A 12,414-nucleotide genomic window follows, 5' to 3' on the forward strand; every position below is an offset into this window, starting at 1 on the left:
GGGCGAAGCCCTGCGTGCATCGCAAGGATAGCAAGGTTCCGGAGAGCTTTGCGACACGGTTACCTGTTGGTTGGTTTGGCGGGATCTCGTGGGCGTCTTGTCGGGATCAGGCGGGGGGTGTGGGTGCGGCTGTGGCGGGTGAACATCCTGGGAGAAGTCGATTCGGGAGGGGCATCCCATGCAGCTCGGCAGGCCGGTGGCGACGGGTGTGGTCGTGGAGCAGGCGACGCGGATCGAGGAGGAGCGGGAGCGGGACGTGCCGGCGCCCGAGGCGAAGCAGGGTCGAGGGGGCGACGCCCGGGCCTCGGGGGCGACTGCGGTGGAGGTGCCGTCGGAGGTCGCCGGGCGATGATCCGCCGGCGGCGGCTGCCCGAGGAGCGGCCGGGCGTCGCGCCCGTGGGGTTCAAGGTCGCGTCGCTGTTGTTGTCGGTGGACGGTGATCGGGCGGGCTTCGCCGGGGTGTCGATCGGGCGTGGTCAGGCGTACGACGTCGAGGCCGAGGCGCGCTGTGCGTACGGGCGGCGACATCGGCCGCCCGCGGCCCGCTGCGACTGCGGGTTCTACTGTCTGACCGCCGAGGCGGACGCGCGCGGGCTGATGTGCGTCACCGAGTATCGGCACGCGGCGCTGCTGCGGGTGGACGTGCTCGGCAGCTATATCCGCTTCGAACGCGGCTTCCGGTACAGCAGACAACGGGTCACCTCGGTGCGGGTCGGCGCCTGCGGGTGCGGCAACCCGGCCGAGTTGCTGGTCGACGCGGGTACGGGGGTCGTGGACCGGCGCGGCCTGGTCGGCAGCTGTACCGGCTGTGCGGCCGGGCGCGTGGGCTTGTCGTTCGGGTCGTACGCGCGCCTGGCCGGGGTGCCGGTCGCCGCGGACGCCAACCCGTACGTGCGCGGCGAGTACGAACTCGTACCGCAGCTGGTCGCCGAGGTCACCCTGCTTCAGGCCCGGCTCGACCGCTGTCAGGAGCAGCTCGGCCGGCTGCTCGGGTCGGATTCCTGAGGGCGCGGCCGCGGGTGGGCGTCGAGCACGAGTGGGTCCGACGTGGCATCGACGGCAGAAGTGCGGTCGCCGGACGGGGCTCGCCCGGGTGAGCGGGCGGGACGAGGCACCCGCGTCCCCGGTCCGGGCCCTGTTGTGGGGATGGGGGCTGTTCCTCGGCACGGTCGTGTTGATCCTGGTGGACTTCACGCTCGTGCTCGCCGGCTACTGGAATGCCACCGGCGACTGTCTGGAGCGACGGGGTTGTCGCGAACCGGCGGTCGGCCCGGCCGACGGATCGCTGGTGGCGTTCGGGACGAGCCTGCTCGCGCTCCTTCTGGTCGCCGTGTCCACGGCGGTGTCCGGGGCGGCGGGGCTGCGCGGCGTATGGCAATGGCTCGGGCTGGTGACCGTCGCCGGTCAGTTGATCGGGATCACCATCGTGGTCGACGCCACGGGCTGAACGGGAAGCATCTCCGGGGGCCACCTGTTCTTGCTCGTGTGAGCGAGATGGTGAGTACGCGGACTACATCGGCTACGCGGGCCACATCGACCGGAACTGCGGGTACGGGCGCGGCGGTCGGAGCGGCGGGAGCGGGCGCGGCCCCGGTTGCCGTGGGCGCGGCGGACGCGGGCGCGGGCGGAGCGGCGGGCGCGGGCCCGCCGCGCACCCGGGACGGCGCGGGGCGTGCAACGCGGGCCGCCTCGGGGCCGGCCGTCGACTCGCCGATGTACGAGGGCGTCCTGGACGTCGTGGTGATCGGTGCCGGCCAGGCCGGCCTGTCCGCGGCCTATCACCTGCGCCGCTCCGGCCTGTCCTTCGTCGTGTTGGACGCCGACGAGGGGCCGGGCGGGGCCTGGCGGCACCGGTGGCCCACGCTGCTGATGGATGCCGTGCACGGGATCCACGAGCTGCCGGGCCTGCCGGTTCCGCACATCGACCCGGCACGGCCCGCATTCGAGGCGCTGCCGGAGTACTTCGCGACCTACGAGCGCGCCTTCGACCTGGACGTCGTGCGTCCGGTCGCGGTGCGGGCCGTGCGCTCGATGCGGGGCGGTTCGATACGGGAGGCATCGACGCGGGGCTCATCGATGCCGGGGGCTTCGATGGCGGGCGCTTCGATGGCGGGCGCTTCGACGCCGGGCGCTTCGATGGCGGGCGGCGCTTCGATGCAGGGCGCTTCGGCACCGACGTCTTCGGCATCGACCGCTTCAACGCCGTCGGCTCCCACGCCCCGTCCGAACAGCGCCGACTCCCCCACCGGCCGGGCGCACGATCCGAGCACGCCCGAGGGCGACCCCGCCGACCTGCTGGTCGTCGAGACCGACCGTGGCACCTGGATCGCCCGCGCGCTGATCAACGCCACCGGCACGTGGCGTCACCCGTTCGTGCCCTACTACCCGGGGGCCGCCGAGTTCCGCGGCCGGCAGTTGCACACGGCGGACTATCGCGGCCCGGCCGAGTTCGCGGGGCAGCACGTGGTCGTGGTGGGCGGTGGTACGTCCGCCATTCACGCGCTCGCCGAGATCGCCGAGGTCGGCACCACGACCTGGGTCACCCGCCGGCCGCCGGTGTTCCGGGACGGCGAGTTCAGTGCCGAGGTCGGGCGGTCCGTGGTCGCCCGGGTGGAGGAGCGGGTCCGGGCGGGGCTGCCGCCGGAGAGCGTGGTGGCGGTGACCGGTCTGCCGCCTACGGCCGCGGTGCGCGCCGCGCGAGAGCACGGGGTGCTGACGCGACTGCCGATCTTCGATCGGATCACCGCTCTCGGTGTCGCGTGGTGGGCCGACGGCCCCTCGGTACGCGCCGACGCCATCCTGTGGGCGACCGGATTCCGCGCGGCACTGCGGCACTTGGCGCCGCTGGACCTGCGCGAGCCGGGCGGCGGAATCCGGATGGAGGGTACACACACCGTGCGTGACCCGCGCATCCACCTTGTGGGGTACGGTCCTTCGGCGAGCACGATCGGTGCCAATCGGGCCGGGCGCGCCGCCGTGCACGACCTGAAAGCACTGCTCTCCACCAAGAGCACCGCTCACCTCGCGGCCTGACCCGGGCCCGTCCGCAAGCCCCGTGCCCGCAACGCACGGCCCACACACGCACACGCACCACCGCATAGGCAGCACCGCACACACATCACCGCACACGCACCACCGCACGTGTCCGCGCACGATGCAACGCCCGTTCCCGTGCAACCGGACCGCACCACGATTCACCGCACGTCCCCGTAAAACACGCATCACCGTACGTGTCGAAGCGCCCGTCGACGTCACTCTCCGCACATGCAAAGGATCTTGCGCCGGCGACGCCGATGCGGCATAACAATGATCACGCAACGGGTGGGAGACCAGGTGCCGCAGGATGTGCTGTTCTCGATACCGTTCGAGGCTCCGATCAGTCCGTACCTGGACGACGCCCGGGGCCGCCATCTCGACTGGATCCGCGACCGCGGCCTGATCCGCACCGACGCTGGTCTGCGCGAATACACCTCCTGGGACCTGCCGGAGGCGGTCGGCCGCACCTACCCGCACGCCTCGGCCGACGACCAGTACATGTTGATGAACTGGTTCTCGCTGGCCTTCCTCTTCGACGACGACTGCGACGCCGACCCGGACGCCGACGCCCGCACCCGAGCCGACGCCGGCACCGACACCACTCCCGGCAGCACCGCCGGCGCCCGCCCCCGCACCCCCGAACGCCCGGACCGGGTCGCCGAGATCGCCCGCGAACTGATCACCATCCCGTTCCGCGAGCCCGGCACCCCGCCCGATCTGGTCTCCCCGATCACCCTGGCCTGGTCCGAGGTCTGGGCCTCGATGTCCGACGGCACCTCGGTCACCTGGCAGAACCGCTTCGCGGCCAACTGGGCCCGGTTCCTCGCCTCGCACGCCTCGGAATTGCGGATGAGCACCTCGCGCGTCGTCCCCGATCTGGACAGCTACCGCGTGATGCGCCGCAACACCGCCGGCATCCCGCACTCCCTCGATGCGATCGAACGCAGCCGCAGGTTCGAGGTGCCCGCCCAGATCCAGGCACACCCGCTGATGCGCCGACTGCGCGAGGCCGCCACCGACACCATCGCGTACATCAACGACATCCAGTCGCCGGGGCGTCGGGGCCGCCGGGTCGCCTCGCACAACCTGGTCGTGGTCCTGCGCGACCGCCTCGGCTGCTCGTACGACACCGCGCTGCGCGAGGCGACCAGGATGACGTACGAGCAACTCGACACGTTCATGACCCTCCAGGCCTACATGCCACAGATCTGCGGCGAACTCGGCCTGGGCCCCACCGAACGCACGGCCGTGGAGATGAGCGTCGAGGGGATGCGCAACTGGATCCGCGGCTACTACGACTGGGGCCTGCGCTCCGGCCCCTACACCGCGCCGGACGTGATCCCGGACGAACCCGCACACGGCTACGCCGAGGACGCGCAGCACCCCGCGACCGCACACCTGCGCACCCGCTCGGCCTGACCCGTCGTCACCGACCCTGCCGGCACGGCCGTTTCCGCCTCGGGTGGGTCGTGGGCCGGCTGCCGTGCCGCCGTCGTCGCCGCGCCCGACTCACTGCGGTGGTCCCGGATCCGCGTGCGCGGCTCGGGCCATCCACCCCTGGGTCTCGATCGAGATGACGTTCTCGCAGCGCTCCACGAACCGGGCCTCCTCGGCCGGGTCCAACGGCATCCGCGCCATCCGGTCGTCGCGCAACCGGCGCAACTGCTCGGCCGTGCGGGCGAACGAGATCAGATTCTCCTGGTACCGCACGCCGTATCCGTAGAGCATCACCGACGCCGAGACCGTGGTGACCACCGGCACCCAGGCGCCGAGCCCGGCGTCGTCCGCCGTGCCCGCCACCACCGCGAGGGTCATGCCGGTGAGCGCCAAGACGAACTCGGCGAACTGGATCCGGGTCAGGCCCCGCCGCATCAGCACCACCCGGTCGCGGAAGTAGCCGTCCGCCTGGACATCGACCCGCTCCCGCACGTAGCCGTCCACATCCGACACGGCCGGCGGCGTCGGGTCGGCCGCCGGGTCCAACTCCGGCAACTCGGCCAGCAGTTCACTGGCATCGTCCTCGAAGGAGGCGCGCCGCGCGGACAGGGCCGCCCGGCGCTCGGCCTCGCTGCCCGAATACCGATCACTCGACGTCAAGTAGAGGTAGACCTCGCTCTTGAGGCCCTCGCTGACCGAACGCAACCGCGTCCACGCCTCGACCCGGGCCGGTTGCAGCCGCAGTGACGTCACCAGCGGAACCAACCCGACACACAGCGCACCGACCAGGGACAACACCTTGCCCGGATCGCCGTCCGCCTGGGTGCCCGCCGTGGCCAGTATCGCGCCGCTCACCCCGAGGACGAGCCGAACCAGCCGCCACCGCTGCACCGAAGCCTTGGCTGCGGAGGCCGCGAGCGACCACCGGCGCTGCGCACGCCAGGTCTGGGCCAACACCGGATCCGTGACGGTCACGCCGGCCTCCAGGGCATGTTCGGTCGTTCCGGATGCCCGGCCAGTTGCATCGCCCGGCCGTGCGTACGCTTCAACTCGCCTTCACCGGAAGGCGTCAACGGCATCAGTTCGGTCACCTCGATCGAACCGCAGGCGCCGGCCCGATCGGTGACGAACAGCAGCAGCAGGTGCGGGAATGCCGCCCGCAGTTCGCGCAGCAACGCCGCGTCCGGCTGGTGCCTGATCACCACCACGATCGGCCCGGTCTCCCGGGCATGCGCCTCGATCACGTCCCGGAACCCGGCCTCGCCCTCCAACTCGGGGTCGTGATAGCCGTCGTAGTCGAGGTAGCCGGCCACCCGGTCCCGGATCGCGGCGATCAGGCCCGCCACCATCCCGGCGCCGGCCGGCACCGTGACCTCCAAGTGCGGCCACGGACGCGGGTGTCCGCTCGCCCGGAGCAGGTAGGCACGCAAGGTCCCGCCCCTGGTCGCGGCAAGCACCGCCACCCGCCCCTCCGCGCGCCTGCGCAACTCACCCAACTGCACGGCGGCGACCGCGGGCACCCGCGCGTACACGACACTGAGGTCGGCCACCGTACTCGCCGGCTCCGTCCGCAGTACCGGCAGCACCTCGCCCAACGCCCTTACCAGCGGGTCCGGTTCCCGCCGAGGCGCCGGGGCCCGCTCGGTCAGCAGCGCCTCGCTGAGCCGTTCCCGCAACACCCTGCGGTCGAGCCGCTCGCGTACCCCGAGCAGATCCGCGGCGGCCCGCAGTCGGTCCTCGTACGCCTCGGCCAGCGCATGCGTCACGGCGTTGCGGGTGGGCGACGAGCGGTCCAGGTGCCACAGCCGGATCTGGGCCAGATCCGTACGCAGCTTGTCGGGCAGCCGGTTGTCGGCGATCTCGTCCTCCGCCCAGTCGCACATGTCCACTTCGCCGAGGTGGATCGCCCTGAGCGCGCTCGCGTCCAGATCGGCCCGCCGTACGTCCGGCAACTTCAGTGCGATGAGGCGGTATCGCGCGTCCGCGCGCCGCCTGCCGTCGGCGATGCTCGCCTCGTAGCCGACGTTCGCCGAATTCAGCGCGTGCCGGGACAACAGCAGCACGGTGGCCTGGCTGCCGTGCAGTTCGACCGCGATCTCCTGCTGCCACCCGTCACCGCTGCGCAGGAAGTCCTTGTCGTACACCGGCTCGAAGCCCTCGGCCGCCAACTGCTCCACCAGCGCGTCGCGTGCGTCCAGGCAGCGGCAGCAGACCAGTCCGGGCTTGGCCCGCGTGCTGTGGCTGATGAAGATCCGCGGCCGCGGCGGCACGGCACCACGCGGCTCAGGGAAGTCGTGGATGGTCACGAGCGGCCCGCATAGAGCTCGTCGTTCGTCAGCAGGCGGAACCAGCGGTATTCGTCGGGGGCGAGGGTGAGCATCGTCGGCGATTTCCCCCCGATCGGCGGCACCGGATGCGGCGTCCCGGGATCCAGGAGATCCACCAGGGTGCCGAGCGGCACGCTGGGCGTGGTCAGTGCGACGGAGCTTCGGCGCGGCCCCAGGTTGGCCACGCACACCACGAACTCGCCCTCGTATCGCCGCAACAGCGCGACCACGTCCGGACCGGGCGAGCCCAACCAGGACACGTTGCCTCGGGTCAGCGCCCGCTCTCGACCCCGCGTGCGCAGCAGAGCGGCGACGGCCTCGCGCGCGGGCCCGCTCGGCAGCTCGGCGACGGCACGCAGGCCGGGTAGCGCGAGTGCGACCGAGGCCAGTGCTCGTACGCGGGCCGGATCCTCGTCGGGACGGGCCGCGAGTGACACGGCCCAGTTCGGTGCCACGTGCTCCTCGCCCGTCGCGAGAGCCGCTGCCTCTCGCCACGATCGACTCTCCTGGGCAAGCACGAGGTGACAACAGTCGTCGCGGTCGGCCGACATCGAGTCGCCGCTCGCACCGCGGTCGAGCACGAGCACCCGGCCCGGATGCCCGTCGACCAACCGCCGGAGCGATCGCAGAAAATCCACCGGCCCCTCGCCCCGGCCCGTCGAGGTCTGCCCGCCCCGGCTCTCGGGTGACAGCGACACACACACTCCGTCCGCACCGGCTGCGAACAACTCGGCGCAGCGGCGCAGCAAACGCGGCGCCCACTCGGGCCGTATCTCGTCCCTCGCGGGCCCGACGGGCAGTTCGGCCAGCACCTTGATCCCGGCCGCGCGGGCCGCACGCAGGAGCCCCGACGCCGGGTCCGAGTCCAGGCGCACGGGCTGCGTCTGCACCATCGGGAAGGCCACCCGCGCGCAGTCGATCCCGGCCCGCCGCAGTGATTCCAGAGCGGCGTCGGTGGCGGGCCCGCCGGGCATCGTGGCGACGAGGGTGTCCCGCAGCCATCTCGTATCCGGTTCGGGTCGACGGGCGGGGGCCAGCAGCATGCTCCGTCCGGCTCGATCGCGCAGTTCGACCGGACCACCTCGGCCGACCACGGTGAATGGCCGAAGGCCCGCGCCCGAGACGTCGATCGCCCGGAACGGCAGCGGCACCACATACATCGGGCGAGACATCATGGGGCCGTCCCAACGCACCAGCCGGCCCTGCCGGTCCACACTCGCACCCCTGGATCCGCTGCGGCTGATCGCCACGGACACGATGTCCGAGGTCAACCCGCCGCCCCGGACCACCTGGGTGGAGTCCCGCGTCGGCATCAGCACCAGTCGCGGCCCGGTTTGCGCGTACAGCAGGGGCCAGCCCCCGTGCCCACTGGTGATCGCCGTCGCCGGCAACACCTCGGCCTGCGCCTCGGTTTGCATACGAGCGCCGCTCGCCAGGTCGATGAACTGCGGTTCCGCGCTGCCGGATACGATCACCAGTTCCGACGACTCGACGCCGACCCAGATCCGCAGGCCCGGTTCGGCCGAACGGGAGAGATACCTCGGCGGATCGGCCGGCGCATCCGGTCGCAGGACACACACGCCGTGTTCGTTCGCCACGATCACCCACGGGGTGGGCAACGAGGGGTGGGGCGCGGCGACGATCGTGTCCCGGAGCTCTCCCAGGCCGCCGAAGTATGCGGCCTCGCCGGCGTCGGTGCGGACGACCACCAACTCGTCCTCGGTGGCCAGCAGGACCGTCCCGGTGCGGTCGTCGGCGCGCAGCAGGCGAGGAGTTCCGCGCAGGCGCAGCGTGCGGCGCATCGTGCCGTGTCGCAGGGCCAGTTCCGACCCGTTCCCCGTCCGGCGCAGCACCGCCCTGAGCTTCCCGTCGGCCAGCACCTCCGACGCCCCGAACACCACCTCGACGTCCATGAGCAGGACCTCCGAGGTTCCGATCGCCACGTCGGCGTCCGTGAGCCGGCCACCCGTCCGCGGGACCCCCTCGGTGGAGGACTCGGCCAGATCGGCGAACACCGCGACCGGGACCCGAACCGTCTCGGTCGCCCCCACCTCCACCGGGTATCCCTGCGTCAGCCCCGCACCGGGGCCGGCCAGCTCGATCCGCACCCGATCCGCGCCCGGAACTTCGAGCACGCGCGAACCAGGCTCCGGCGGGCGGCTGAGGATCAGGCCGTCGTCGTCGAACCGCACGCCCAGTTCCGCGTGGCCGCGTACCGCCGCGCGAGCCGCGGCCACGCCGGCCGGCCCGTGTCGGTCGAGCACCCACTCCGGCGGCTCGACGGCCAGTCGGGTCGCCGCCGAGATCAGCAGCGTGCGGGCGAGGGCACCGGCCGCGAGCACTCGGGGCAGCCTGGGCAGGAAGTGCACCAGCCAGCGGGACAGATCCTCGGCCGAAGCGTCATCGGGTGCGTCGGCCGCGATCGCCGCGGCGAATCCGGCCAGTTCCGCGTCCGCGTCCGGCCCGCCGGCATCGGCCACCGCCAACCGGGTGTAACGGCGCACCAACTCCGGAGCGTCGCGCTGCATTTCCTCGGTCAGCGCGTGCACCGCGCGCCATTGCGCCGGGTCCTGGGCAAGGGAGTGCCGCAATCCGGCCGCGAGCACCGGATCGAGCACCACGGCCCGCGCGTCGGCCGACTCGACCAGCGGCGAGAACCAGAGGTCCGCCTCCAGGCCCGCGGCGCTGGCCGGGACGAACTCCAGCCGGGCCCGCCGGACGAACGCCGGTGTGGCGTGCGGGGCCAGACACAGGGATCGAGCGAGCGCGTGCAGGGGCGGATCGGCCTCCGCCAACCGGTGGAGGTAGGCGTGCGCCGTCGGGTGAACGGACTCGACATACCCGGCGGGCACACCGGCATCCGCAGCCCCGAGGATCATCCGGCCCTGATCCGTCACGGCCGCACCCCCTTCCGCACCCGTCGACTCTCCCGCCGTGCCGCGCGAATCGAGGTCCGGCGATCCAGCGGTATCAGCGCCACCCGCCGCCGGAGAGTCCACGGATGTGCCCACGCCTCGTACGGCGTCAGGCACACCACCGGACATCCGGTCCGGCGTACCGCGTCGAGCCAGTCCCGCCATTCGTCGATCCCGGCCGCGGAGGATCCGCTGAACGGCAATCGGCGCAGGCCCAGATCCGACACCAGCACCACGGGCGTACCCGCCGCCGGCGGTCGGTAGGCCACCCGCACGCGTCGCCGCCCCACTACGCGTACGCCCCGGCCCGGGGTGCCCTGAAACCGCAGCACCTCGACCCGGCCGCGCCCGACCACGGCGTCCGCGAGTTCGCGTAACCACTGCTGGTCGGCCCGGAAGGGCAGCATGGACTCGCCGCCGTCCAGGACGAGTTGCATGCCCAGTCGAGTGCTCGGCCGGATTCGGAACGGCAATCCGCGCACCGGCGAGCAGGCGGCCATGGCACGAACCAGCGCGCGTTCGTCCAGGACGCGACCGAATACGTCCGTCGAGGCCACCGCGAACATCACGCCCGGTGCCCAACGCACCGACCACGGCGGCTCCGGCGCACCGTCGTTCGCGCCGGGGTCGAGCAACCGCCGTACACCCACCGGATCCGGCTCGGCCACGCCGTCCGTGCCGTCCGCGCCCTCCGGGCCTCGCGTCGGCCCGCGCAGGGTGAGCACCGAGCAGCCGCCGTCCGCCTCATGGGGTGGTGCCGCCGCGGATCCCGGTCCCGCCGGGGGCGGTTCGTCCCACCTGGCGGGATCCGGGTCGTCCTCGCCCGCCTGCGCCGCCGGTTCCGCCGCAATACCTGCCTGCGCCTCCGGGTCCCCCGTATCGGCCAGATCGAGCATCCGGGCGATCTTCGCCGCCGTCGTCACGTCGGTGACCTCCAGCGCGACGATCGCCCGGATCAGGTCGCCGAGGTGCACCTGCCCCCGTCCGGCCCTCACTCCTGCGGCCTCGCGCTCCCTCGGCCCTTGCTCAGCGCGACCTCCACGACCAGGTCCCAGGTGCGGCTGCCGGCGGTAACGCCCAGTTCGTGGCATGCCCGCAGGGTGTCGAGGAATTCGGCCGTGCTCGGCCCGGCGGTCGACGCGGACTCGTCCGCGATCCTCAGCAGGTGGTCCGCCACCTGCTCGGCCATGGATTCGTCGTAGTGGGCCCCGAGATGGCTGCGCGCGACCTTCAACAGGTGCGTCCGGTCCGGGGCTTCGAGGGACAGCAGGATGCAGCGACGAACGAACGGCGCGGGCAGCTCGCGCTCGTTGTTGCTGGTGATCACGACGAGCGGTTCCGCGCCCGGGCGGGCCCGGACCTCTTCGCCGTCCGGGCCGGTGAACCGCAACGTGTCGAGCGGCACCAGCAGGCTGTTCGGCAGATCCGGGTCGGCCTTGTCGATCTCGTCGATCAGCACCACCGACTGCGGCGCGGGCCCGGTGTGCCGACCGTATGCGACCGCGGCGGGCTGCTTGTCCGCGGGCCCGGGCACGGTCCGATACGGGTCGAACGCCTTCCACAGCACGCCCTGCGCGCAGTAGGCGCCGATCGTCGGGGCGACCTTGCGAATCTGCGCGTCGTTGAGCCGGCGGAGCGCGTCGAAGCGCCAGAGCAGGTCCTCGGGTTCGGTCCGCGCGGTGATCACCTCGATGTGGCAGACCCGTCCCAGATACCGCGCGACGTTCGGTGCGAGTGTGGACTTGCCGGATCCGGGCGGCCCGAACACCAGTAGCGGTCGGCGGGTCGCCAGGGCGACGTTGACCGCGAGCACGATCCGTTCGTCGTCGAACACGTATACGCCGTCGCGCACCGTCGCGGCGTCGTCCTCGAAATCCGGTGCGGAGGAGGCGGGGAGCGGCTGGAACGGGTCGAACGCCATGGCTTTGGGCACGGCTCCAGTGTGCCGTCCGACCCGGTGCCTCGGTACGGATTCCGTGGCAAACGCCCCCGATCCGAGCCCGGATCGCTCACCGCCGGACCCGAAGCGCTCACCACCGAGCCCGGATCCGGCCATCCGTCTGACAGGATCCGATGCCGTGCGGATATCTCCGATCCATCTCGACGCGGACACCGCCGGCGTGCTGCGGCACGACCTGCCGGTGATCGCGGGCGCGTTCGTGCTCACCGGCGGCGCGCTGGTCTGGCGGGTCGGCGCCCAGGCGGTCCTGCCCGCCTTCCTCGCCTTCGCGTTGCTCGCGTCGGCGCTCGTGGTGTGCGACGCGCGGTTGATGCGGCTGCCGGATCCGCTGACCCTGCCGGGATATCCGGTGCTCGCCGCGCTGTTGCTGATCCCGTTCGACCGGGACGCCTACCTGCGCGCGCTGTTCGCGATGGCCGCGGCGTACACCCTGCATCTGGTCCTCGCGCTGTGTGGCGTCGGCATCGGACTGGGCGACGCCAAGGCGGCGGGCCTGGTCGGCCTGGTGGTCGGCTGGTTGTCCTGGGCGGCGCTCGGACAGGCGCTGGTGTTGGCGTACGTGTGCGTGGGCCTGTACGCGATCGGGCTCGCCGTGAGCAGGCGCGCGGGCCGCGGCAGCGTGGTCCCGTTCGGGCCCTTCCTGCTCGGCGCCGCGGTGCTCGTCCTCCTGGTTCGCGGCACGTGATCGGGCCGGCCCGGACGAGGCCGCGCAACGGGGGCCGAACCGGTGGGCGGACCG

Annotated in this window: 11 protein-coding genes; 6 read left to right on the plus strand and 5 right to left on the minus strand. The window is 72.4% G+C overall.

The window, feature by feature from the left end; translation table 11 throughout:
• Positions 1-178: 178 nt before the first annotated feature.
• The 5 genes from ACZOOI_RS05020 to ACZOOI_RS05040 all read left to right on the plus strand — a co-directional run bounded on the left by ACZOOI_RS05020 (position 179) and on the right by ACZOOI_RS05040 (position 4,455).
• A complete protein-coding gene (locus ACZOOI_RS05020) occupies positions 179-352 on the plus strand; it encodes a hypothetical protein (RefSeq protein WP_465279605.1) in 174 nt (57 codons plus the stop codon).
• The gene (locus ACZOOI_RS05025) at positions 349-1,005 is read left to right on the plus strand and encodes a hypothetical protein (RefSeq protein ID WP_465279606.1); all 657 of its coding nucleotides are present in this window, start codon (positions 349-351) and stop codon (positions 1,003-1,005) included. The genes ACZOOI_RS05020 and ACZOOI_RS05025 overlap by 4 nt, the downstream gene beginning before the upstream one ends.
• A gap of 88 nt (positions 1,006-1,093) precedes the next feature.
• Positions 1,094-1,447, plus strand: a complete 354-nt coding sequence (locus ACZOOI_RS05030) for a hypothetical protein (RefSeq protein ID WP_465279607.1) — start codon at positions 1,094-1,096, stop codon at positions 1,445-1,447.
• A gap of 266 nt (positions 1,448-1,713) precedes the next feature.
• Positions 1,714-3,033 carry an FAD-dependent oxidoreductase gene (locus ACZOOI_RS05035; RefSeq protein WP_465281116.1) on the plus strand — a complete coding sequence of 440 codons (1,320 nt, stop codon included), beginning with the start codon at positions 1,714-1,716 and terminating at the stop codon, positions 3,031-3,033.
• Between the two features lie 300 nt (positions 3,034-3,333).
• On the plus strand, positions 3,334-4,455 hold the full coding sequence (locus ACZOOI_RS05040) for a terpene synthase family protein (RefSeq protein ID WP_465279608.1): 1,122 nt from the start codon (positions 3,334-3,336) through the stop codon (positions 4,453-4,455).
• Positions 4,456-4,545: 90 nt separating this feature from the next.
• On the opposite strand, the gene ACZOOI_RS05045 is transcribed toward ACZOOI_RS05040, so the two are convergent.
• The 5 genes from ACZOOI_RS05045 to ACZOOI_RS05065 are packed head-to-tail and all read right to left on the minus strand — an operon-like array spanning position 4,546 to position 11,648.
• Positions 4,546-5,448: a DUF4231 domain-containing protein gene (locus ACZOOI_RS05045; protein WP_465279609.1), complete on the minus strand. Its 903-nt coding sequence runs from the start codon at positions 5,446-5,448 to the stop codon at positions 4,546-4,548.
• Complete coding sequence (locus ACZOOI_RS05050; protein ID WP_465279610.1) at positions 5,445-6,779, minus strand: toll/interleukin-1 receptor domain-containing protein; 1,335 nt, start codon at positions 6,777-6,779, stop codon at positions 5,445-5,447. Before ACZOOI_RS05050 ends, ACZOOI_RS05045 begins: the two co-directional genes overlap by 4 nt.
• Complete coding sequence (locus ACZOOI_RS05055) at positions 6,776-9,697, minus strand: alpha-glucosidase C-terminal domain-containing protein (protein ID WP_465279611.1); 2,922 nt, start codon at positions 9,695-9,697, stop codon at positions 6,776-6,778. The genes ACZOOI_RS05050 and ACZOOI_RS05055 overlap by 4 nt, the downstream gene beginning before the upstream one ends.
• A complete protein-coding gene (locus tag ACZOOI_RS05060) occupies positions 9,694-10,710 on the minus strand; it encodes a hypothetical protein (RefSeq protein ID WP_465279612.1) in 1,017 nt (338 codons plus the stop codon). The genes ACZOOI_RS05055 and ACZOOI_RS05060 overlap by 4 nt, the downstream gene beginning before the upstream one ends.
• Positions 10,707-11,648 (minus strand): AAA family ATPase, encoded by a 942-nt coding sequence (locus ACZOOI_RS05065; RefSeq protein ID WP_465279613.1) that lies wholly within the window; start codon positions 11,646-11,648, stop codon positions 10,707-10,709. Before ACZOOI_RS05065 ends, ACZOOI_RS05060 begins: the two co-directional genes overlap by 4 nt.
• Positions 11,649-11,793: 145 nt before the next feature.
• Here ACZOOI_RS05065 and ACZOOI_RS05070 point away from each other — a divergent pair, with 145 nt between their 5' ends.
• Entirely contained in the window at positions 11,794-12,360 is a 567-nt protein-coding gene (locus ACZOOI_RS05070) for a prepilin peptidase (protein WP_465279614.1), read from the plus strand.
• The last annotated feature ends 54 nt before the right edge of the window (positions 12,361-12,414 follow it).

Source organism: Embleya sp. L77 (genome assembly GCF_055557415.1).